Here is a 22320-nt window from a genome sequence, read left to right as displayed (position 1 = left end):
GAAGGAAATTACTAGTAAAACAGAAAAGACTTTCCGATTTTAGAAGTGTTTCCTACAAAAAAATAATTATACATATAAACAAAAAATTCCTCTTGACAAGGAAAGTCGCCTATTGGCATTTTTCTATATTACCATAAACAAAAATTAGAGTCAATTAATTTTGTGTAGCTTAAATCGACTATTCTTTCTTTGCACAAAGGATATAATACCCTTTATCTTTGGCAACTACCTCTACAGAATCAAACATTTCTTCTAATTTTTTCTGAGTCGATGGAGCCCCTTGCTTCTTTTGAATAACTACCCAAAGTTCTCCTCTTGATAGCAAAGCATCATAACTTTCCTCAAACATTTGAAAGATTATTTTTTTCCCGGCTCGTATTGGTGGGTTTGTTAGAATTGCAGAGAACCTGCGATTTTGCAAAGCCTCAAAACGATCACTTATAGCAAATTCAACGTTAACAATATCATTGTTTTCAGCATTCTTCTTTGCTAGTGAGATAGCTCGCTCATTTATATCAGTTAGTACTAATTTTGACTCTGGAAATGCTTTAGCTAGAGAAAGACCGATAGGACCATAGCCACAACCAAGATCTAATATATCCCCACTAATCTCAGGGGCCGAAAAGGCTTGGATTAATAATCTGGAACCAAAATCAACTTCACTTTTCGAGAAAACACCGTGGTCACTAGTAAACGAAAGCTTATTTTCTCTCAACTCAAATGTCCACGTTTTTTCATTACTTTTTGATTGGGGTTGCTTTGAAAAGTATTGTTCTGACATGTTGCACCTACTTTAATAGATTGCTTAATAACATAGAACTTCAGTTGTTACTTATCAAAATATTAGTTTTATTCTGCGACAACAATTCTGGTTAATTCCAAATTTCTACATTTATTTATAACATAATCAAAGCTCGCCTAATTAGGCGAGCTTCTACAATTATCTTACTTCAATTCAACAGAAGCTCCAGCTTCTTCAAGCTTAGCTTTCATTTCTTCAGCTTCTTCTTTAGTAACGCCTTCTTTGATTGCTCCAGGTGCGTTATCTACAAGATCTTTTGCATCTTTAAGTCCAAGACCAGTGATTTCACGTACTGCTTTTACAACTTTAATTTTAGAAGCTCCAACGCTTGCTAGGAATACGTCAAATTCAGTCTGTTCTTCAACAACTTCTCCGCCACCTGCACCAGCAGCAGCTACAGGTGCTGCAGCAGTTACACCAAATTCTTCTTCAATTGCTTTTACAAGATCGTTTAGTTCAAGAACTGACATTTCTTTAATCGCTTCAATAATTTGCTCTTTAGACATTATTATTTCCTCCTAATTTTTTATATGGTTAGTAGTTTTATATCTTCCGGATAAAAGGTTAGTTAACCTTATAGTTGCTATCGAAAATTCAACCCTAGTGACGCTACGCTATTATGCGCCTTGCTCTTCTTTTTGCTCTGCCACAGCTTTTGTTGCGTAAGCAAAGTTGCGAACAGGTGCTTGAAGAACACTTAGTAGCATAGAAAGTAGACCTTCGTAGTTCGGTAGGTCTGCAAGCTCTTTAATTTGCTCAAGAGATGCAACGTTACCTTCAATTACTCCACCCTTAATTTCTAAAGCTTCATGGTCCTTAGCAAATTTGTTAAGGATTTTTGCAGGAGCTACTACATCATCGTTACTAAAAGCAATTGCAGTTGGTCCTACTAGAGAATCATTTAATTCAGTTAGCTCTGCCGCCTCAACAGCACGACGAGTCATCGTGTTCTTATAAACCTTAAAGTCTATACCAGCTTCACGTAACTGCGTGCGTAGTTCTGTAACTTCTGAAACATCAAGTCCACGGTAATCAACAATTATTGTAGATTTACTTTCGCGGAATTTATCAGTAATTTCTGTTACAATCTGTTTTTTGCGCTCGATAATTTTTGACATTGTTCCACCTCCTATTGACTTATCATCATACCGACAGGTTCGAGTGCCTCAAAAAAAGCCCCCATGTCATGTAGACGTGGAGGCTTGTAGAATTTAAAAAGAATAATCTTAACAGATAGATATATCTTATTTATTCACACACCTCGGTAGGTAATTAAGCAGTTAAGCTCCTACTGTCTACGGTATAACGTATTTAATTTATTTAGTACAATCTTTTAACAACATCGCTTATTATATCTAACTATCTCAACTAAGTCAATAGTTATTTAATCATACCTGAAACATCAACTTTAACACCAGGTCCCATTGTAGATGTAACAGCAACGTTACGCATGTAGGTACCTTTTGCAGCTTGTGGTTTCACTTTAACTAATGTATCAACAAGTGCTTCAAAGTTCTCAACAAGTTTTTCAATATCAAAAGATGCTTTTCCGATAGGGACATGAATGTTTGATTGTCTATCTACACGGTATTCAACTTTACCAGCTTTAATTTCATTAACAGCTTTTTCAACATCAAAAGTTACTGTTCCAGTTTTAGGATTCGGCATTAAGCCTTTAGGTCCTAACACACGACCAAGTTTACCAACCTCAGCCATCATATCTGGTGTAGCAACAATAACATCAAAATCAAACCAACCTTGGTTGATTTTCGCGATAAGATCTGCTTCTCCAACGAAATCTGCTCCAGCAGCTTCTGCTTCTTTTGCTTTTTCGCCTTTCGCAAAAACTAATACAGTTTGAGTTTTACCAGTACCGTGTGGAAGAACCATTGCTCCACGGATTTGTTGGTCAGCTTTCTTAGGGTCTACCCCCAAACGAAATGCCGCTTCAACTGTTTCATCAAAGTTAGCTTTAGCTGATTGCTTAACTAATTCCAAAGCTTCCTTCACTTCATATGTCTTCATACGATCAACAAGCTTAAGTGCTTCTTGTTGCTTTTTTGTTTTTTTAGCCATTATAAATTCCTCCTAGAATGTGGTTTTAACGGTTATACCTCCCACTTAATAAAGCGGAACGGACTTGATAGTCATATAGCATGAGCAAATGACTAGCCCGCATAGCTAGACTGTCCAACAACAAAGGTTGCGAAATGGTTTTCATTCCATCATCGCAACCTTCCACTCTAAAAAGAGCACTGCTGTGGGATTAGTCTTCGATAACAATACCCATACTACGCGCAGTTCCTTCGACCATACGCATAGCCGCTTCAACGTTAGCAGCGTTTAGATCAGGCATTTTTGTTTCAGCAATCTCTTTTACTTTGTCACGCTTTAGAGTCGCAACTTTTTTGCTGTTTGGTTCACCTGATCCACTCTCGATTCCAGCCGCTTTCTTTAAAAGAACAGCTGCAGGCGGAGTTTTGGTAATAAATGTAAATGAACGGTCTTCAAACACCGTGATTTCTACTGGAATAATCATACCTGCTTCATCCGCGGTACGAGCATTAAATTCCTTACAAAATCCCATGATATTCACACCTGCTTGACCTAACGCCGGTCCAACTGGCGGTGCTGGATTTGCTTTCCCTGCTGGGATTTGAAGTTTTACTACTTTTATAACTTTTTTAGCCACGAAACACACCTCCTTAAGTCCGTGATGTGGTAATAGGGTTTATACCCTCCCACTCATTTCATATGCAAATTAAACCTTATACTCGAGGCATAAAGAACATAAAAATTCTAGCATCTTTAAACAAAAAATGCAAGAGCTTGTTTTTTCAAAAACAAAAGTTTGAAACTGTACCCCATCTAACAGATGTTCCATACGGTAATAATTAAGTACCGCTTATTGCTTATGCGCAACCCATAAGCAAGTACTGGTCAGAATCTTCTTGATAGATGGTTATGACGGGATTCTTTACAGTTTCTCGATTTGAGAAAATTCTAATTCTACTGGTGTTTCTCTTCCAAACATATTTACATGCACTTTTACTTTCTGCTTATCAATATCAATATGTTCAATGGAGCCTGTAAAGTTAGTAAAAGGTCCTTCTGTTACTCGAACACTTTCTTTAATTTCGAAATCGACCTCTGTAGTTGGCTCATGCATTCCCATCCGTTTAAGTATAACTTCAACTTCTTCGTCTAAGAGAGGGATGGGTTTTGACCCGGCTCCAGTTGAACCGATAAAGCCCGTTACACCTGGGGTATTTCTAACTACATACCATGAGTCATCTGTCATAATCATTTCTGTTAATACATAACCTGGAAATACCTTCTTTTTTGAAGTCTTTTTCTTTCCATTTTTGATCTCTGTTTCTTCGTCTTCAGGTACTAGTACTCGAAAGATTTTGTCTTGAAGACCCATTGTTTCTAAACGTTTCTCTAAGTTCATTTTTACTTTGTTTTCATACCCTGAATAGGTGTGAACCACAAACCATTGTTTTTCCATAATATAGGACAAACGATCTTGCCCTTCCCTCCCTTATAATACTGGTAATCATGTCTAATCCAATTTATGGATGACAAATGATCTTGTCCATTTTATTCCAATTTAAAAAACCCGTAGAACGGGTTTTTTGCGGAAAAATATTATTATTAGTCATTATAGCATAAAATCCAAACTATTATTCAAAGAATACGTTAAGAAATTGAGTAATTCCTAAATCAACAACCGCAAAATAAACCGCCACAAACGCAACAGTACTAACAACTATTATTGTATAACGAGTTAATTCTCGTCCTCTAGGCCAGCTAACTTTTTTCATTTCTCTAGATACATTTTTGAAGAACTTAATAAGATTCATGCTTGTACCCCCAAACTTTGACTTCTAAGACCACTTCTTATTTTGTCTCACGATGTATGGTATGCTTTCCACATCTTTTACAAAACTTCCGAGCCTCTAACCTCTCAGATGCTGCTATATTCTTATTAGTCGTATAATTTCTACTTAAACATTCTGTGCATGCTAGTACTACTTTTTTTGACATTTTTTCACCCCAAATAAGGGTTTTCACTCCTATTAATGTAGCATGGTTGTAAATACCTGTCAACGCTTGTTTAAAAGCTAATTTCACTAACCTCTAGGTAGCGCTCTAATTTACGTTTTACCCGTTGCAGGGCATTATCAATTGATTTTACATGTCTTCTTAATTCTACAGAAATCTCTTGATAGGATTGCCCATCTAAATATAAAGAAAGCACCTGTCTTTCTAAATCGCTTAATAATTCCGACATTTTACCTTCCATATCATCAAATTTTTCTCTGTTGACTATTAATTCTTGGGGGTCTATTGTTCTCGATCCGGCAATAACATCCAATAAAGTCCGATCAGATTCTTCATCATAAATAGGCTTGTCCAGTGATACATAAGAATTTAAAGGAATGTGCTTCTGTCTTGTAGCAGTTTTAATTGCTGTAATAATTTGCCTAGTAACACACAATTCCGCAAATGCCTTGAATGAGGATAGCTTGTCTCCCTTGAAATCTCGAATCGCTTTATATAATCCAATCATACCTTCTTGTACAATATCTTCACGATCTGCGCCAATTAAGAAGTATGTTCTGGCTTTTGCACGAACAAAATTTCTATACTTGGTAATTAAGTAGTCCAATGCTTGACTATGCCCACAATGAACTAATTCAATAAGCTCATCATCTTCAAGAATTGCTAAATCTAGATCCTGATTGTCTGTATCCTTGTGCATGATGCTCACCCGGACTCCCCCCGACTAAATGTCGTGAATATATAGCAATATTATACAGGAAGCGCTTCCCAATCGTCAACAAGGCATCAGTGTTTACCCCGACGCCATTTTTCAAAAACTTCCAGTATATCTTTATCAATTGGTATTTTCGTGGAAATTTGCGATCTTTTGTGCGTAGCTAATTCCTCTTCAATTTCTTGCTGAATATTTTTCATTTCAATGAATAACTCCCGCGCAGATTTCCTTAGAGCACCTTGAGCAAAGATAGTTCGTTGTTCAGTATAATCTGACGTTGCAACATAAACTTGAGTTTTTACATTCTTAATTTGCTTTACGAGCCGTTCGATACACTCATCGGCAGTTTCATTTTCCTTAGTATAGATAACTTCAACTTTATAATTTTTCTGTTTAGTCTCGACTCCCCGAACGTAATAGGCATCGAAGACGATAATAACTCGTTCGCCTTTATATGCCTGGTACTCTGCCATTTTTTCTATTAGCATTTTTCTAGCTTGGGCTAAGTCGTGATCTTTCAATACTTTTAATTCTTCCCAGGCACCAATGATATTGTACCCATCAACAACTAATACAACCATGACTTATTTACCGATTGGATGTCGTTTTCGATATACTTCATACATAAGCAAACTCGCTGCGACAGAGGCGTTTAATGAAGTAACCTTTCCTTGCATAGCTAACTTTACCGTCCAGTCGCATTTTTCCTTAACGAGACGACTCATCCCTTTCCCTTCATTCCCTATAACCAAAGCAATGGGAATATTTCCATCTAATTGCCGATAATCTTCTGATCCATCTGCTTCTGTTCCTACAACCCAAACATGCTTTTCCTTCAATTCTTCAATTGTGTTTACTATGTTCGTAACACGCGCTACAGGTACATATTCAATAGCACCTGCAGAAGTTTTACCAACAACAGCAGTTAGTCCAACTGAACGACGCTTCGGAATAATTACCCCATGAACCCCAGTTGCATCGGCTGTGCGTAAGATTGAACCTAAATTGTGCGGATCCTCTATTTCATCCAAAATCATAAAAAAGGGCGCTTCATTTTTTGCTGCTGCAACAGCAAACAAATCATCTAATGTGCTGTAATCATAAGCAGCCACGGATGCTATCACACCTTGATGATTACCCTCAACCAACTGATCAATCTTCTTCCTTGGTACTCGTTGAATAATAGTACCAGTTTCTTTTGCAAGATCTTGTACCTTTTTAAAGGATTGTGGGTGTAGATGATCAGATACCATTAATTTATTAATCGATCGGCCTGACCTTAGTGCTTCTATCACCGGGTTTTTTCCAATAATCCATTCCTCTGCCATGACCTCATCACCTTCCTTCAACGAATTGAATAGACATATTTATTAACTCCTTCAACCTATCCTCTTGTTCATCTAAGTATAAAAATCCAATTAAAGCCTCAAATGCTGTGCCATATCGGTATGTTAGCACATCGGTGTTTTTAGGGACAGTACCAGATTTAGCATTCCTGCCCCTACGAACAACACCTTGCTCATCTTCATTTAATAACCCTAAATCTAACCAATGTAAAATCACTTTTGCTTGTGATCTCGCTGAAACGAACTTAATCGCTGCTTGGTGTAATTGATTTGGTTTAACACTACCTTGTTTAATTAGGTGCTCTCTAACGTAGATTTCGTGAACAGCATCTCCCATATATGCAAGAGTTAAACTTTTCATCAGCTTTACATTATCTATTCTCATCGTTAGCCCCGCTTCCATCTTGTTCCTTGCGGGGTATCCTCAAGGATAATGTTACTACCCTTTAAGTCATCTCTTATTTTATCAGCTAATGAGAAATCTCTATTTTTCCTTGCTTCTATTCTTTTCTGAATTAACAGTTCAACTTCTTCATCCAACAGTTCTTCTTCTACTTTTAATTTTATTCCCAATATATTTGAAAGGTATAGCAAAGCCTCTTGGAAGGCATCAATTACATCTTCTGACGTTTGCTTAGACTGCAGATAAAGATTAGCGTCTTTAGTTAGATCAAAAAGTACCGAAATAGCATTTGCTGTATTAAAATCGTCATCCATTTCATCCTTGAAGCGTTGTTTATATGCTTCTACTTTTTCTTTCCATTCCTCACTTGCATTAGCTAAATTCGTACTTGATTTCTTCCGATGGTCTAGATTTTGATAAGCATTTTTAATTCGATCTAAACTATTTTTCGCACCTTCTAGTAGGGCCTCGCTAAAGTTTATCGGATTACGATAGTGAACACTTAACATGAAGAAGCGTACTACTTGAGGATCATGCTGTTTTATTAGATCATGAACCAAGACAAAATTCCCTAGGGACTTAGACATTTTTTCATTATCAATATTAATATACCCATTGTGCATCCAGTAATTTGCAAAAGTATGACCAGTACCTGCCTCTGACTGCGCTATTTCATTTTCATGGTGAGGAAAAGTTAAGTCCTGCCCCCCAGCATGAATGTCAATTGTTTCTCCCAAGTATTTATTAGCCATAGCTGAACATTCGATATGCCAACCTGGTCTACCAGATCCCCAAGGAGATTCCCAAGCAATCTCTCCTGATTTAACATTCTTCCATAAAGCAAAATCCAATGGATCTTCCTTCTTTTCTCCGATTTGAATCCGGGCTCCAGAACGCAACTCATCAATCGATTGGTGAGAAAGCTTTCCATAGCCATCAAACGAGCGTGTTTTAAAATATACGTCTCCTTCGGCTTCATAGGCATACCCTTTATCGATTAGACTGGTAATAAATTCGATTATATCATCCATTGTTTCGGTTACGCGGGGATGATGAACTGCCTCTTTTACACCCAAGGCTTTAACATCTTCCATGTAGGCATTGATAAATTGTTCTGTCACAACTGAGACATCATCACCAAGGTCCCTAGCTGCTTTAATAATTTTGTCATCTACATCTGTAAAATTTAATACATATTTTACTTCATAGCCTCGGTACTCCAAATATCTTCTTACAGTATCAAAGACAATAGCAGGTCTAGCATTTCCAATGTGGATGTAATTATATACAGTTGGACCACAGACATACATTCTAACCTTACCTTCTTCAATTGTTTCAAATGCTTCCTTTTGCCTAGTTAGGGTATTATAAATTTGAATAGCCATTTTTTATTTCCCACCTTTCAATTCATCTAATTCTTCCCTTAAACTTTTTATTTCGCTTTTTAAATCCTTTAGCATTTCTGATACTGGATCAGGTAATTTATGATGATCAAGGTCCTTTCTAACCTTCTCACCATTTTGAATGACCACACGTCCGGGAATACCTACAACAGTAGAGTGATCAGGAACATTATCCAATACGACCGAACCCGCTCCAACCTTAGAGCTTTCACCGATAGTAATAGACCCTAATACTTTTGCACCCGTTGCAATTAAAGCGTTGTCCTTAATTGTAGGGTGGCGCTTTCCCTTTTCTTTTCCAGTCCCACCCAATGTTACACCTTGAAAAATAGTAACATTGTCGCCTATTTCGCACGTTTCTCCAATAACTACTCCCATTCCGTGGTCGATAAAAAAGCGTCTACCAATTTTTGCGCCCGGGTGAATCTCTATTCCAGTGATGAAACGACTAACCTGTGAAATAAAACGAGCAATAAAGAAAAATTTCTTATTATAAAAAGCATGGGCTATTCGATGAGCCCATATAGCATGTAGCCCTGAATAAGTAAGTAACACTTCGAAATAGGTGCGAGCTGCAGGGTCCTGATCAAATACCACTTCGATATCCTGTTTTAACATTTTAAAAAAACTCACACCAATCAACTCCTTTATTTTGATCATCCTAGGCTCGCCTGAATATAAAAAAGCGTCTCCGTGTTTTATCAAAACACAGAGACGCTTTTATGCGCGGTTCCACTCTGTTTAGGGAAGTTATTCCCTCAACTTAGTCTCTTCGTAACGGTAGAGAGCCGCCCTTATTTACTTGAATTTCAATAAAGGACTCAGAGGTGCATTTCAAAAGAGCAAACTTAAAATCACTTTCAGCCAATGGTGATTCTCTCTAACTAAGCTCGCTAACTTTTTACTTCTCCTCATCAACGTTCATATTTGTATATTACTATATTATATTACACTGCAAATGTGAACCATCACGCTTAAATTTTTTGTAATGCTGATGATAGTCTAGCTTCAATAACGTCTTTTCCTAACAGATGAATCGCATCAGGAAGCTCCGGTCCATGTACTTGACCAGTAGTAGCTACACGGATTGGCATAAATAATTTCTTTCCCTTATGTTTCGTATCTTTTTGCGTAGCTTTTATTTCTGCCTTGATTGCTTCTGGTGTGAAATTTTCAAGCTCTTTTATCTTCTGAGCAAAAACTTCTAGTACTTCAGGTACCTGTTCGCCTTGAAGTACCTCCATTGCATCTTCGGTAAACTCAATATCTTTTTTAAAGAAAAGGTCTGTTAATTCTACAATCTCAGCTCCATAGCTAAGCTGATCTTTATACAAACCGATTAATTCCAGAGCCCACTTTTGTTGTTCCTCATCCATGTTCTCGGGTAACTTTCCTGCATCTATTAAGTGAGGTAAGCTTAACTCAACAACACGATCAAAGTCTGCAGCTTTAATATATTGATTGTTTACCCACTTTAATTTCTGTGGATCGAAAATTGCCGGCGATGTAGATAAACGTTCAGCATCGAACATTTCAATAAACTGTTCCTTACTAAAAATTTCTTCTTCTCCTACTGGCGACCAACCTAATAGTGAAATAAAGTTTAATAAAGCTTCTGGTAAATAACCAAGATTTTTATATTGTTCAATAAACTGTAAAATATGTTCATCGCGTTTACTCAATTTCTTGCGGTTCTCATTCAAAATTAATGTCATATGACCAAACTTTGGAGGAGTCCAATCAAATGCATCATAGACCATCATTTGCTTTGGCGTATTAGAAATGTGTTCTTCCCCTCTTAGAACATGGGATATTTCCATTAAATGATCATCAAGTGCAACTGCGAAATTGTAAGTAGGAATTCCATTTTTCTTAACAATCACCCAATCACCAAAATCACTAGATTCAAATGTAATATTGTCTCTTACAATATCATTAAATGAATATGTCTTGTTTTCTGGAACGCGGAACCGAATGCTTGGTTTTCGCCCTTCCGCCTCAAAACTCTTAACTTGATCCTGGCTTAAGTCGCGATGGGCACCCGAATATTTAGGAACTTGTCCGTTCGCTCTTTGTTCTTCACGCTCCTGATCCAACTCATCTTCTGTCATATAGCATTTATAAGCTAGACCTCTTTCAAGTAAATCGTCTACATATTTTTGATAAATATCTAAACGTTCTGTTTGGCGATACGGACCAAAGTTACCTCCAATATCAGCACCCTCATCCCATTCTATCCCTAACCATTTCAAGTAATTCAGTTGACTTTCTTCGCCACCTTCAACGTTTCTTTTTTCATCTGTATCTTCAGTTCGTATTATAAACTTTCCACCTAAGTGGCGAGCATATAAGTAATTAAATAATGCGGTACGCGCATTACCAATATGTAAATGTCCTGTTGGACTAGGTGCGTATCGTACTCTTACTTCAGTTGTCATAATAATGTACTCCCTTCATACAATGTTCATTGTAATATGTACTATCGTTACTTTCGGCCAGAACTTAACAAGACTACAGCCTGTGAAGCGATTCCTTCTCCACGACCGGTAAATCCTAATTTTTCAGTGGTCGTAGCTTTAACATTAATTTGCTCGACATCCACTTCTAATATTCGAGCAATATTACCTCTAATTTGATCAATATATGGTGCCATTTTTGGTGCTTGGGCAATAATGGTACAATCCAAATTTCCTAACTGATACCCTTTACCATTGACAATCTTCCAGACATGGTTGAGTAATTTTTCGGAATCTGCATCTTTAAACGCTGGATCAGTATCAGGAAAATGCTTTCCAATATCACCTTCACCAATAGCACCTAAACAAGCATCAGCAATAGTATGTAATAAAACATCGGCATCAGAGTGCCCCAACAACCCTCTCTCGTACGGGATTGTTATCCCGCCGATAATACAAGGACGGTTTTCAGCAAATTCATGAACATCAAAACCTTGCCCTATACGAAACATTATGCTTTCTCCCTTTCATCACTTTTTTCTTTTAGAAATGCCTGGGCACGTTGCAAATCCTCTGGGGTTGTTAATTTTATATTGTCATAGCTGCCTTTAACTATTTCTACCGGATAACCCAGCCGTTCAACTAACGATGAATCATCAGTCCCTAGATAGTTTTCAATTGCCGCTTTTTCATGAGCCGCGCGAATAGCATCAACACGAAAAGCCTGTGGAGTTTGAGCCGCCCATAATGTCTCTCTCTTTAACGTAGTTAAGTTTTCACCTTTTAACTGCTTGATTGTATCCGTTACAGGGACAGCCAATATAGCTGCCTTCTTTTCTTTCGTTATCGTAGCTAACTGATGAAGATTCTCTCTACTAACAAATGGTCTCGCACCATCGTGTATAAAGACAATTCCTTCTGGGTCATCTATACAATTCAAACCATGAAACACACTATCTTGACGTTCTTTTCCACCTTCAACCAGTATAACTGATTTTCCGACAGGATGATTGTCAATTAATTCTTTCATTCGTTTTTTTTCATTACTATTTATAACTAATATAATGGATTTGCACCAATCATCTTGAGCAAACACATTAAGGGTATGTATAACTAAAGGTTTCTTGCCGACCTGAATAAACTGTTTATTTTTACCAGCATTCATTCGCTTGCCTTCCCCAGCAGCTAGAACTATTGCATAATATTCAATCATATTTATCCGCCTTATTAGTTGTATATAGTAAGGGACTTGTCCACTAGTTATCTAGTACTAATTTCTCTGATAACTACAAGCAATGTTAACACCATTAATCTGACTTAACTACAATTATCGATTGAAAGCACTAATTTTTTAACTATATACTTCGGTCTATTTAACATAAAAGTTCTGATAGTATAACAAAAGCGATAACATAAGTTATCACTTTTGTTTTCCCACTATATGTTATACCCTTTTCAGAGAGCTTTTTCAAGCAATTTTGGTTTCGCAAATATCATACGACCTGCGGAGGTTTGCAATACACTGGTAATTAAGACTTCTATCGTCCTACCAATATAATTTTTTCCCTCTTCCACAACAATCATTGTTCCATCATCTAAATATGCTACACCTTGATTCTGTTCTTTCCCGTCTTTAATTACCTGTACCGTTAGCTCTTCACCAGGTAATACGATTGGCTTAACAGCATTTGCAAGGTCATTAATATTAAGCACTTGAACATTCTGAAATTCACACACTTTATTAAGATTAAAATCATTAGTGACTACAATTCCGTTTATTACCTTTGCTAGTTTAACTAGCTTGCTATCTACTTCTTGAATTTCCTCAAAGTCACCTTCATAGATTTCCACGTTCACCTGCAAATCCTTTTGCATTCTATTTAAAACGTCCAGGCCACGACGTCCACGATTTCTTTTTAATACATCAGATGAGTCAGCAATATGCTGCAACTCTTCTAACACGAATTGTGGAATTATAATCGTACCTTCTAGAAAGCTAGTTTGGCAAATATCAGCAATTCTTCCATCAATAATTACGCTAGTATCCAATATCTTCACTTTAGGTATAATACTGTCATTTTCATCAATTTCGTCGGATTTTTTCTTTTCCTTCTTAGCCAACGTTAACAACCCTAGGAACTCATCTCTTCGTTTAAAACCAACCTGGAAGCCAAAGTAACCTAAGAGTACCGTTAGAAAGATCGGTACGACCTGCGAAACTACTTGAATTTCCATATCTTGAATTGGAATATTAATTAAAAATGCAATGACCAAACCGATAATTATTCCCAAACTACCAAATAAAAGGTCTGCTACCGGAGCTTTAACCAACGTTTCTTCCACTATACGGAAAAATTCAACAATATAATCGACCGCCCAAAACGTTAATAAAAATAAAATAATAGCACCTAGAACTAAGCCTACATAGGGAGACTCTATCCAATTATTACTAGATAAATCCATTAAGACAATCAAATCCGGCACGTATAAATAGCCAATGGTACCACCCGCAACAATAATAAATAACTGTACGATTCTTTTTAGCACCATAATCACCTCCTATTAAACAGTATCCCCAATATTATAAAAAATAATCTAATATGTTTATAAATTCTATTCATATAAAATAACACAATTGACAAAAACAGTCAAACACCAAACATTAGATTCTACCACACACAATATCATAAGTCAATTTTTGTTGAGTTTTAGATATGTCTGTCGATGAATAATTGTTCTTGAATTCTACTTAAGCCTTCTTTTATCTTTTCTGCTCTAACCTCACCAACCCCATTCACTCTTACCAATTCAGTGGTTGTGGCCATGACAATTTCATTTAAATTACTGAAGTTATCTGTTAGATATTCAATGATGATCATTGGTAGTCTAGGGATTCTGTTTAGTATTCGATAACCTCTTGGAAAAATGACCTCATCCGATTTCGCATTTGCAGGGTACCCTAAAAGTTTAATAATCTGCATATCTTCCATTAATTCAGTACGCGATGCTTCTTGAATCTTATTTAAAATATACTCAGGACTATTCTCGCCTTTAATACAATAGTCTTTGATAAGGAGAAGAGCCTCATCCTCTATATTTGAAACTAGTTCATCGAGCTGTAATTCAATCAGTCTTCCTTCAGTACCTAGCTCATTAATATAGTTCAAAATTTCAGTCTTAATTCTTAAGACCATTTCGATTCGATGGATAACTTGAACCACTTCAGTTAGAGTGACCAAATCTTCAAATTCAAGGGCACCAAGGTTTGTAATCCCTTGATCCAAAACTATTTTATATTTCTCCAAAGTCTGCATGGCTTGATTTGCTTTTGTTAAAATTACCCCTATCTGTTTCAGAGCATATCGGATGTTTCCCTTATAAAGGGTTATTACATTTCTTCTCTCTGAAATAGCGATTACTAGATTTTCTGTTTGTTTTGCTACACGCTCTGCTGTTCGATGACGCATACCGGTTTCCTTAGATATAATTGATGGTTCCGGCATCAATTGTACGTTTGCATATAAAATAGAAGTTCCTTCACCATTTAAAATTATTGCTCCATCCATTTTTGCTAATTCATAAAGGTTTGCCGATGTTAGCTGGGTATGAATAGCAAATCCTCCATCAACGATGCGCTTCATTTTGTCACTGTAACCTACCACGATAAGACCGCCAGTTTTAGCACGCAATACATTTTCAATCCCTGCTCGTATGGGGGTTCCTGGTGCTACTAACTTTAACATCTCACCAATGGCAGTATATTTCCTGTCCTGCCATTCCATTTATCTTCCTCCTAATGTAGCCTTCAATGCTTCATGAACTGAATTAACACCTATAACCTCAATATCTGATGGTGGGGTCCATCCATCCATATTTTTATTTGGTACAATTGCACGTTTGAATCCTAACTTTGCCGCTTCTTGAACTCTTTGTTCAATTCTAGACACTCTTCGAATCTCTCCTGTCAGGCCGACCTCTCCTATTAACACATCATTCGGTTTAGAGGGTTGATCTTTAAAACTAGAAGCTATACTGACAGCAATAGCCAAGTCAATAGCAGGTTCATCTAATTTTACCCCACCAGCTACTTTTACATACGCATCCTGGTTTTGTAGCATTAAACCAACTCTTTTTTCTAATACAGCCATTAGTAATGGCACTCGGTTATGGTCAATTCCAGTTGCCATTCTTCTAGGATTACCAAAACTCGTTGGGGAAATAAGGGATTGGATTTCAACTAATACCGGTCTACTTCCTTCCATTGATGCTACAACCGTTGAACCTGCTGCGCCCTGAGATCTTTCTTCCAGAAATATTTCAGAAGGGTTCAGTACTTCTCTTAAACCTTCTTCTTTCATTTCAAAAATTCCCATTTCATTTGTACTTCCAAAACGATTTTTTACTCCCCGTAGAATTCGAAAAGTATGATGCCGCTCTCCTTCAAAATATAAAACCGCATCTACCATATGCTCTAAGAGTCGCGGGCCAGCAATTGCTCCTTCTTTAGTGACATGCCCTACAATAAAGATTGGGATGTTGTTACCCTTAGCTATTCGCATTAATTCACTTGTACATTCACGCACTTGGGAAACGCTACCAGGTGCACTTGATACTTCTTCGCGAAAGATAGTCTGAATAGAATCGATAACAACAAAGGAGGGTGCCAATTGTTCAATTTGATTTGCAATATCTATGAGGTTAGTTTCTGCTAATACATAAAGTTGATCTGACTTAACTCCAAGTCGGTCGGCTCGAAGTTTGGTTTGCTGAGCCGATTCCTCCCCTGAAATATACAAGACCTTTATGTCCTTGTCGGCGAGTTGAGCTGATACTTGCAATAGTAACGTTGATTTTCCTATCCCAGGGTCTCCACCAATAAGCACCAGGGAGCCTAGGACAATACCTCCTCCTAATACTCGATTGAACTCGGCCATATCCGTTGTAATTCTTGGTTCCTTTTGGGATTGAATTGCGGTGATTCTTTCTGCTTTTGCTTTGGAAGTTTGAGCTGTTGTTGTATGTCTTGAGGGATTTTGTATTGCTACCACTTCTTCAACTAATGTATTCCAGTTATTACAGCCAGGGCATTTCCCCATCCATTTTGCTGATTCATATCCACATTCTTGACAAGTATATTTTGTTTTTCTTTTTGCCAAAGCAATCGCTCCTCATACCTATATCAATTATAAACGAGTAACGTTGATTTCAAGTTACATTGTTCTATCAATTTAGTAACGTTTATATAACTATCATATCGAAACTATCAAAAAAACTCGACCATTGACTCTTTATTTAAGAGTTTTCAAAATTTACAGAGCACCCATACAAGTTTAATTTCCGATAAACATCATTATGCGTAATCAAGAAAAAATTCTGATAGTATAAAAAGTCGGAAGGTGGTGGCCTTCCGACTTACACAAGCAATGCCTAACTATAGACATTGTTAGTCTGTTGAAACAACAAACTGATTTTCTTTATCTATATCAATTTGAATCTTTTGACCTTTTTTGATTGTTTCCTTTAGTAATTCCTCTGATAGCAAGTCTTCTACATTTTTTTGAATTGATCTTCGTAGAGGACGCGCACCATACTCAGGATCAAACCCTTCTTTTGCTATCTTTTCAATTGCCTCATCAGTTAAGACAAAGTTTATATCCTGATCTAATAAACGTTTCTGAAGTTGCTCTACCATAAGTGTTACAATGTGTTTCATATGCTTTCTTTCTAAAGAATGGAAAACTATGGTTTCGTCGATTCTATTTAGAAATTCAGGACGGAATGCTTTTTTCAATTCTTCTACCACTTTTGATTTCATACCTTTGTAGTCCTCTTGCTCATCACCAAAGTTAAATCCAACATATTTGTTGCGTTTAAGTTCACTTGCCCCTACATTGGAAGTCATGATTAATACTGTATTTCTAAAATCAACTACTCTGCCTTTAGAATCAGTTAAACGCCCATCCTCTAATACCTGCAGCAGAATGTTAAACACTTCTGGATGAGCCTTTTCTACTTCATCCAGTAGAACAACAGAGTATGGTTTTCTGCGCACCTTTTCAGTCAATTGTCCACCTTCTTCATAACCTACATATCCTGGAGGTGACCCAACTAACCGAGATGTGGAGTGTTTCTCCATATACTCTGACATATCAATCCGAATCATGGACTCTTCATCACCAAACATTACATCTGCTAATGCACGTGCCAACTCAGTTTTACCTACACCTGTAGGCCCTAGAAAGATGAATGAGCCAATCGGCCGCTTCGGGTCCTTAAGTCCTGCTCTTGCACGTCGAATAGCCTTCGATACCGCTTTAACTGCCTCTTCTTGACCAATTAAACGATTGTGTAATACAGACTCCATATTTAATAGTCGTTCCGTTTCATCTTTGGTTAGTTTAGATACAGGCACACCAGTCCACGTTGAAACAACGCCCGCTATGTCTTCTACAGTTACTTCTGAGCTTTCTTGACCTTGTTTTTCTTTCCATTCTTCTTTCGTTTTATCTAATTCTTCTCTTAACCGCTGTTCATTATCTCTTAATGATGCAGCTTTCTCAAATTCCTGACTTTGAACAGCTGCATCCTTCTCTTTTCTAACTTCTTCAAGATTTTGTTCCAACTCCTTTAAGTTAGGTGGAGCTGTGTAAGAGCGAAGACGAACTTTAGAAGCAGATTCATCAATTAGATCTATTGCTTTATCAGGCAAGAAACGATCAGTTATATATCTATCGGAAAATCTTACAGAGGCTTCAATTGCCTCATCTGTAATAGTCACACGGTGATGCGCTTCATAGCGATCACGCAACCCTTTTAAAATTAGAATAGATTCATCTAAAGTTGGTTCTTCAACCCGGATAGGTTGAAAACGTCGCTCAAGTGCAGCATCTTTTTCTATATATTTACGGTATTCATCCAATGTAGTTGCACCAATACACTGTAATTCACCACGTGCAAGGGAAGGCTTTAATATGTTTGAAGCATCAATAGCACCTTCAGCACCACCTGCACCTATTAATGTGTGCAGTTCATCTATAAATAAAATAATATTCCCTGCTTGACGGATTTCTTCCATCACCTTTTTTAGACGATCTTCGAATTCACCACGGTATTTTGTACCTGCAACTACCGTACCCATATCCAATGTCATCACCCGTTTGTCACGGAGTGTTTCTGGAATTTCATTGTTCACAATTTGTTGTGCCAAGCCTTCAGCTACTGCTGTTTTACCAACACCTGGCTCACCTATTAATACAGGGTTGTTTTTTGTCCGACGGCTTAATATTTGAATAACTCGTTCAATTTCCTTTTCACGACCTATAACTGGGTCTATATTTCCCTCTTTAGCAATAGAAGTTAGATCTCTAGCTAGCGAATCTAAAGTAGGTGTGTTAGCTGTAGCTAACTGACCCCCACGGCCGTGTTGACTAGATGTTGATTCGTTACTCCCTAGTAATTGTAGTACTTGTTGACGTGCCTTATTTAAGCTTACACCTAAATTATTAAGTACACGAGCGGCTACACCTTCACCCTCTCGGATCAAGCCAAGTAAAATATGTTCTGTTCCGACATAAGAGTGACCTAACTTTCTAGCTTCATCCATCGACAACTCAATGACCTTTTTAGCTCGTGGTGTGTAATGAATCGTTTGGGATACTTTTTGTCCCCTGCCTATCAGTTTTTCTACTTCCTCTTGAATTTTTTCTGTTTCAAGACCTAATGAAGAAAGTGATTTGGCAGCTATCCCTTCCCCTTCGCTCACTAATCCTAGTAAGATATGTTCTGTACCTATATTATTATGACCAAGTCTTACAGCCTCTTCTTGAGAGAGTGCTAACACTTTTTGTGCTCTTTCAGTAAAACGTCCAAACATCATAAATTATTCCTCCTGCCGTTTATTTTTCTAATTTTAATCTTTCTCTAATTAAAGAGGCTCTTAATATGTCTCTCTCATGTGGTGACAGTGTTTTTTTTGCATATTGTTGCAAAAAGCCCGGCTGGGTTAATACCATTAATTCATTTAGGATTGTTTTAGGGATATTTTCAATATATCCAATATCAATACCCAACCTTACATCAGATAAACATTTTGCTGTCTCTTTAGATTCTATGATACGACTATACTGTAATACACCACAGGATCTAAAAATACGATCCTCTAATTGGAGTTCTGATTGTTCAACAAGAATATGACGTGCCTTTCGTTCTTGTTCAACTAATTTGTTAACAACACTCTGCAAGTCCTCAACAATATCCCTTTCAGATCTACCAAGTGTGATCTGATTCGATATTTGAAAAATATTTCCTAACGCTTCACTACCCTCACCGTAAATACCTCTTACCACAAGGCCCAATTGATTAATTGCAGGAATCATGCGATTGACCTTCTGAGTTAAGGTTAAAGCGGGTAAGTGCATCATTACTGAAGCGCGCATTCCTGTTCCGACATTAGTTGGGCAGCTAGTTAGATAGCCTTTTTTTTCATCAAATGCATAGTTAATTTTTTCTTCTAGCCAATCATCTAACTCAAATGCCTGATCAAGTGCTTCCTCTAGTTGAAAACCCGGAAAATACAATTGAACACGTATATGATCTTCTTCATTAACCATAACCGAAACCTGTTCGTTTTTTGAGATTAAAGCGCCCCCTAATTCCGCGTTTTCAGCCAAGTGGGGACTTATTAAGTGTTTTTCAACAAGTACACGCTTTTCTATTGGTTGCAGGTCACTCATTTTAACAAATTCTAAATCATGGTAATTATTAAACGATTGATGGTGATATTCTTGTTGAAAAAAATCTAGAATTTTCTCCAAGTTTTGACTTTTAGCAATAATGGGGAAAGGTGTCTGATCAAAATTCCTAGCTAATCTAATCCTAGTGCTCATAACAATATCACTATCTGGACCTTCTTCTTTCATCCATGGACTTATCGCTTCATTTATAAATTGCTGTAGTGACATTAAACCTCTCCTTCCCCATTAGGCTTAATGCCTTTTTCTATCTCTTTTATTTGATCCCGTACTTGTGCTGCCTGTTCAAATTCTTCACTTTGAATTAATTCTTGAAGTTTTTCTTTATGTTCATTTAATTGTTTCTTTTGATGGATGTTACTTCCTATTCTTTTGGGAATCTTACCATCATGGACTATATTGCCACTATGCACACGACGGAATATAGGATTTAGACGCTCTGAAAAGGCATCGTAACAGGATGCACATCCAAACTTACCAACTTTAGTAAACTCTTGGTAAGTCATACCACATTTTAAACATTTTAAATGATGTTGACTCGTAATATCTTTAGATGTTTGTTCATTTAAAGAAGAGGGTTCGAAGTTAAAAAGACCAGAAAGCAGATCATGTAGCGAATAAGCTTCTTCCCCATAAGAAACATAGCCTTTTTCTTTAGCACAATGTTCACAGACGTGGTTCTCTGTCTTACTCCCATTTATCACTTTAGTAAAATGTAATGTCGCTGGGCGTTCATGGCATTCTTGGCACTCCATACCATCATCTCCTTCAAAACAGTCTTAGTATTTAAGTGACGATAGCATTGCTGTCATGATTCTGGACCTTATTTCATCTCGAAGAGGTAATTGAAATGCAAGTGTTGCTCTACTAACCGCACTTAACATAATTTTTGCCTCACGTTTTGTTATTAACTCTTCTTCCAGCATTCTTTCATAAATATCAATCGCAGCTTGTTGAGTTACTCTTGGTTGAATCATTTCAATAATTTCATCAATAAGCTTTGCTTTGTCCTCATTGGTAATTCTAATAATACGAATATAACCTCCGCCACCACGTTTACTTTCAACGATATATCCTCTTTCGATGGTGAAACGGGTATTTATCACATAGTTTATTTGAGAAGGAACACATTCAAATCGATCAGCTACTTCACTTCGCTTAATTTCAATCGTGTTTTTGTTGTTTCCTTGAATAATATTTTTTAGGTAGGCTTCAATAACATCTGAAATATTACTCATTTTCCCCTCCTCAGTTCTGACTTTGACTATCTTTGACTTTATTATTATTATACTCCTCTTTTTATTTGATGCAAATGAAATGTTTATTTATTATTCTTGCCGATAAATATGAAAAAAATCCCTGCTATTTCAGACAAGGATTTTTGAATTTATTGAAAATTAGGTGTACACTTACTAACGCTCATTCACTTGTTTGACATAATCCATTCTTGATATCTGATCGTATAGTTGATACTTATCAGACTTTTTAATACTATTTATTACTATCAACACGCTTCTATCCATATCCACTGCATTTTCAATTCTTAAATTATCAATCTTTAGGCTATAATCTTCAAATACTTTTAGTATGTTTTCCAAACTCATTTTTGAGCCAATCACAATTTGAAGAGAGAGTTTATTTCTATCTTTTCTAAAATATCTTTCGAAGTTACTTAGGAACATTAAACTTAACAGGATAACTACTGTAGTAAGAATTGCTTCACCATACATACCAGCGCCAACAACTAAACCAATGCCAGCAACTGCCCAGATAGATGCTGCAGTAGTTAGTCCCCTTATTGTCATCCCATTAACAATGATGGTCCCAGCTCCAAGAAAGCCTATACCACTAATTACGTAGGAGGGAATCCGAGCAGGATCAAACCTTACATTCTCGTACCTCTCTATATAATCTTCAAAACCATATAATGATAATAACATCATCAAACAAGAACTTACCCCTACGAGAATATGGGTGCGAAATCCCGCAGATTGATTTTTTAATTCTCTTTCGAATCCAATAAGACCAGATAATAGTAGTGCAATAAAAATTCGAATTGCCATTAGAATAAATTCACTTTTGAAAAGGTAATCCATAGCCAATTGCATTTTGTTCCTCTCCCTATGTAGTTAGTTCTTTTATAACTATGTATGAAACCATTTAAAAATTAGAGGTATTAAAATTAATTATAACAAAAAAAAAGCCTCTAAAAGAATAAATCTTTTAGAGGCTTTCAATTGCCTAGCAACGTCCTACTCTTGCAGGGGCAAAGCCCCAACTACCATGGGCGCTGGAGAGCTTAACTACTGTGTTCGGCATGGGAACAGGTGTGACCTCTCCGCTATTGTCACTAGACCTAAAGAAATGAAGATATATA

Annotated in this window: 25 protein-coding genes, 1 rRNA gene and 2 other annotated features; all 26 genes read right to left on the bottom strand. The window is 36.9% G+C overall.

Translation table 11 applies throughout. The features are described from left to right. Positions 1-178 precede the first annotated feature (178 nt). The 26 genes from GH741_RS19425 to rrf all read right to left on the bottom strand — a co-directional run bounded on the left by GH741_RS19425 (position 179) and on the right by rrf (position 22298). Positions 179-781, bottom strand: a complete 603-nt coding sequence (locus tag GH741_RS19425; protein ID WP_153738430.1) for a class I SAM-dependent methyltransferase — start codon at positions 779-781, stop codon at positions 179-181. 164 nt (positions 782-945) lie between these two features. Next, a complete protein-coding gene (gene rplL, locus GH741_RS19420) occupies positions 946-1308 on the bottom strand; it encodes a 50S ribosomal protein L7/L12 (RefSeq protein WP_153738429.1) in 363 nt (120 codons plus the stop codon). Between the two features lie 111 nt (positions 1309-1419). Further along, a complete protein-coding gene (rplJ, locus tag GH741_RS19415) occupies positions 1420-1920 on the bottom strand; it encodes a 50S ribosomal protein L10 (protein WP_153738428.1) in 501 nt (166 codons plus the stop codon). 42 nt (positions 1921-1962) lie between these two features. Beyond that, positions 1963-2121, bottom strand: a sequence feature (ribosomal protein L10 leader region). 61 nt (positions 2122-2182) lie between these two features. Then, positions 2183-2878 carry a 50S ribosomal protein L1 gene (gene rplA / locus GH741_RS19410; protein ID WP_153738427.1) on the bottom strand — a complete coding sequence of 232 codons (696 nt, stop codon included), beginning with the start codon at positions 2876-2878 and terminating at the stop codon, positions 2183-2185. Between the two features lie 190 nt (positions 2879-3068). Next, positions 3069-3494, bottom strand: coding sequence for a 50S ribosomal protein L11 (gene rplK / locus GH741_RS19405; protein WP_338079576.1), 426 nt, complete (start codon positions 3492-3494; stop codon positions 3069-3071). Between the two features lie 285 nt (positions 3495-3779). Then, positions 3780-4313 carry a transcription termination/antitermination protein NusG gene (nusG, locus tag GH741_RS19400; protein WP_153738426.1) on the bottom strand — a complete coding sequence of 178 codons (534 nt, stop codon included), beginning with the start codon at positions 4311-4313 and terminating at the stop codon, positions 3780-3782. 175 nt (positions 4314-4488) lie between these two features. Further along, the gene (gene secE, locus GH741_RS19395) at positions 4489-4668 is read right to left on the bottom strand and encodes a preprotein translocase subunit SecE (RefSeq protein ID WP_153738425.1); all 180 of its coding nucleotides are present in this window, start codon (positions 4666-4668) and stop codon (positions 4489-4491) included. Positions 4669-4705: 37 nt separating this feature from the next. Then, positions 4706-4852 carry a 50S ribosomal protein L33 gene (gene rpmG, locus GH741_RS19390; RefSeq protein WP_153738424.1) on the bottom strand — a complete coding sequence of 49 codons (147 nt, stop codon included), beginning with the start codon at positions 4850-4852 and terminating at the stop codon, positions 4706-4708. 70 nt (positions 4853-4922) lie between these two features. Continuing rightward, positions 4923-5570 carry an RNA polymerase sporulation sigma factor SigH gene (gene sigH / locus GH741_RS19385; protein WP_153738473.1) on the bottom strand — a complete coding sequence of 216 codons (648 nt, stop codon included), beginning with the start codon at positions 5568-5570 and terminating at the stop codon, positions 4923-4925. Positions 5571-5656: 86 nt separating this feature from the next. Continuing rightward, a complete protein-coding gene (locus GH741_RS19380; RefSeq protein WP_153738423.1) occupies positions 5657-6166 on the bottom strand; it encodes an NYN domain-containing protein in 510 nt (169 codons plus the stop codon). Positions 6167-6169: 3 nt separating this feature from the next. Then, positions 6170-6913, bottom strand: coding sequence for a 23S rRNA (guanosine(2251)-2'-O)-methyltransferase RlmB (gene rlmB / locus GH741_RS19375; protein WP_153738422.1), 744 nt, complete (start codon positions 6911-6913; stop codon positions 6170-6172). 7 nt (positions 6914-6920) lie between these two features. Further along, the gene (locus tag GH741_RS19370) at positions 6921-7316 is read right to left on the bottom strand and encodes a Mini-ribonuclease 3 (RefSeq protein WP_153738421.1); all 396 of its coding nucleotides are present in this window, start codon (positions 7314-7316) and stop codon (positions 6921-6923) included. A 2-nt stretch (positions 7317-7318) separates the two neighbouring features. Then, complete coding sequence (gene cysS, locus GH741_RS19365) at positions 7319-8719, bottom strand: cysteine--tRNA ligase (RefSeq protein ID WP_153738420.1); 1401 nt, start codon at positions 8717-8719, stop codon at positions 7319-7321. Positions 8720-8722: 3 nt separating this feature from the next. Beyond that, complete coding sequence (gene cysE, locus GH741_RS19360; protein WP_420809419.1) at positions 8723-9355, bottom strand: serine O-acetyltransferase; 633 nt, start codon at positions 9353-9355, stop codon at positions 8723-8725. Between the two features lie 89 nt (positions 9356-9444). Further along, positions 9445-9664, bottom strand: a binding site (T-box leader). Positions 9665-9711: 47 nt separating this feature from the next. Further along, entirely contained in the window at positions 9712-11175 is a 1464-nt protein-coding gene (gene gltX, locus GH741_RS19355; RefSeq protein WP_153738418.1) for a glutamate--tRNA ligase, read from the bottom strand. 47 nt (positions 11176-11222) lie between these two features. Next, on the bottom strand, positions 11223-11705 hold the full coding sequence (ispF, locus tag GH741_RS19350; protein ID WP_153738417.1) for a 2-C-methyl-D-erythritol 2,4-cyclodiphosphate synthase: 483 nt from the start codon (positions 11703-11705) through the stop codon (positions 11223-11225). Continuing rightward, on the bottom strand, positions 11705-12403 hold the full coding sequence (ispD, locus tag GH741_RS19345) for a 2-C-methyl-D-erythritol 4-phosphate cytidylyltransferase (protein WP_420809418.1): 699 nt from the start codon (positions 12401-12403) through the stop codon (positions 11705-11707). Before ispD ends, ispF begins: the two co-directional genes overlap by 1 nt. A gap of 245 nt (positions 12404-12648) precedes the next feature. Next, positions 12649-13740: a PIN/TRAM domain-containing protein gene (locus GH741_RS19340; protein ID WP_338079575.1), complete on the bottom strand. Its 1092-nt coding sequence runs from the start codon at positions 13738-13740 to the stop codon at positions 12649-12651. A 161-nt stretch (positions 13741-13901) separates the two neighbouring features. Then, positions 13902-14975 (bottom strand): DNA integrity scanning diadenylate cyclase DisA, encoded by a 1074-nt coding sequence (gene disA, locus GH741_RS19335; protein ID WP_153738414.1) that lies wholly within the window; start codon positions 14973-14975, stop codon positions 13902-13904. Beyond that, positions 14976-16349: a DNA repair protein RadA gene (gene radA, locus GH741_RS19330; protein WP_153738413.1), complete on the bottom strand. Its 1374-nt coding sequence runs from the start codon at positions 16347-16349 to the stop codon at positions 14976-14978. Positions 16350-16636: 287 nt separating this feature from the next. Further along, positions 16637-19069, bottom strand: coding sequence for an ATP-dependent protease ATP-binding subunit ClpC (clpC, locus tag GH741_RS19325; RefSeq protein ID WP_153738412.1), 2433 nt, complete (start codon positions 19067-19069; stop codon positions 16637-16639). 19 nt (positions 19070-19088) lie between these two features. Next, positions 19089-20153 (bottom strand): protein-arginine kinase McsB, encoded by a 1065-nt coding sequence (locus tag GH741_RS19320; RefSeq protein WP_153738411.1) that lies wholly within the window; start codon positions 20151-20153, stop codon positions 19089-19091. Next, a complete protein-coding gene (locus GH741_RS19315) occupies positions 20153-20698 on the bottom strand; it encodes a protein-arginine kinase activator protein McsA (protein WP_153738410.1) in 546 nt (181 codons plus the stop codon). Before GH741_RS19315 ends, GH741_RS19320 begins: the two co-directional genes overlap by 1 nt. Before the next feature lie 24 nt (positions 20699-20722). After that, positions 20723-21181, bottom strand: a complete 459-nt coding sequence (locus tag GH741_RS19310) for a CtsR family transcriptional regulator (RefSeq protein ID WP_153738409.1) — start codon at positions 21179-21181, stop codon at positions 20723-20725. Positions 21182-21355: 174 nt separating this feature from the next. Continuing rightward, entirely contained in the window at positions 21356-22051 is a 696-nt protein-coding gene (locus GH741_RS19305) for an MgtC/SapB family protein (RefSeq protein ID WP_153738408.1), read from the bottom strand. A 131-nt stretch (positions 22052-22182) separates the two neighbouring features. Beyond that, positions 22183-22298 (bottom strand): 5S ribosomal RNA (gene rrf, locus GH741_RS19300). Positions 22299-22320: the final 22 nt, after the last annotated feature.

Source organism: Aquibacillus halophilus, from assembly GCF_009649745.1.
Lineage (GTDB): Bacteria > Bacillota > Bacilli > Bacillales > Amphibacillaceae > Aquibacillus > Aquibacillus halophilus.
This window is presented reverse-complemented; position numbering and strand designations above follow the sequence as displayed.

Coding starts and splice junctions, on each gene's coding strand:
- GH741_RS19380 (WP_153738423.1), bottom strand. CDS start 6,166: ATGGTTGTATTAGTTGTTGATGGGTACAATATCATTGGTGCCTGGGAA.
- rpmG (WP_153738424.1), bottom strand. CDS start 4,852: ATGTCAAAAAAAGTAGTACTAGCATGCACAGAATGTTTAAGTAGAAAT.
- disA (WP_153738414.1), bottom strand. CDS start 14,975: ATGGAATGGCAGGACAGGAAATATACTGCCATTGGTGAGATGTTAAAG.
- rplJ (WP_153738428.1), bottom strand. CDS start 1,920: ATGTCAAAAATTATCGAGCGCAAAAAACAGATTGTAACAGAAATTACT.
- gltX (WP_153738418.1), bottom strand. CDS start 11,175: ATGACAACTGAAGTAAGAGTACGATACGCACCTAGTCCAACAGGACAT.
- GH741_RS19370 (WP_153738421.1), bottom strand. CDS start 7,316: ATGAGAATAGATAATGTAAAGCTGATGAAAAGTTTAACTCTTGCATAT.
- GH741_RS19310 (WP_153738409.1), bottom strand. CDS start 21,181: ATGAGTAATATTTCAGATGTTATTGAAGCCTACCTAAAAAATATTATT.
- GH741_RS19315 (WP_153738410.1), bottom strand. CDS start 20,698: ATGGAGTGCCAAGAATGCCATGAACGCCCAGCGACATTACATTTTACT.
- GH741_RS19305 (WP_153738408.1), bottom strand. CDS start 22,051: ATGCAATTGGCTATGGATTACCTTTTCAAAAGTGAATTTATTCTAATG.
- cysS (WP_153738420.1), bottom strand. CDS start 8,719: ATGGCTATTCAAATTTATAATACCCTAACTAGGCAAAAGGAAGCATTT.
- rplA (WP_153738427.1), bottom strand. CDS start 2,878: ATGGCTAAAAAAACAAAAAAGCAACAAGAAGCACTTAAGCTTGTTGAT.
- clpC (WP_153738412.1), bottom strand. CDS start 19,069: ATGATGTTTGGACGTTTTACTGAAAGAGCACAAAAAGTGTTAGCACTC.
- rplL (WP_153738429.1), bottom strand. CDS start 1,308: ATGTCTAAAGAGCAAATTATTGAAGCGATTAAAGAAATGTCAGTTCTT.
- GH741_RS19320 (WP_153738411.1), bottom strand. CDS start 20,153: ATGTCACTACAGCAATTTATAAATGAAGCGATAAGTCCATGGATGAAA.
- secE (WP_153738425.1), bottom strand. CDS start 4,668: ATGAATCTTATTAAGTTCTTCAAAAATGTATCTAGAGAAATGAAAAAA.
- nusG (WP_153738426.1), bottom strand. CDS start 4,313: ATGGAAAAACAATGGTTTGTGGTTCACACCTATTCAGGGTATGAAAAC.
- cysE (WP_420809419.1), bottom strand. CDS start 9,355: ATGTTAAAACAGGATATCGAAGTGGTATTTGATCAGGACCCTGCAGCT.
- GH741_RS19425 (WP_153738430.1), bottom strand. CDS start 781: ATGTCAGAACAATACTTTTCAAAGCAACCCCAATCAAAAAGTAATGAA.
- ispF (WP_153738417.1), bottom strand. CDS start 11,705: ATGTTTCGTATAGGGCAAGGTTTTGATGTTCATGAATTTGCTGAAAAC.
- rlmB (WP_153738422.1), bottom strand. CDS start 6,913: ATGGCAGAGGAATGGATTATTGGAAAAAACCCGGTGATAGAAGCACTA.
- sigH (WP_153738473.1), bottom strand. CDS start 5,570: ATGCACAAGGATACAGACAATCAGGATCTAGATTTAGCAATTCTTGAA.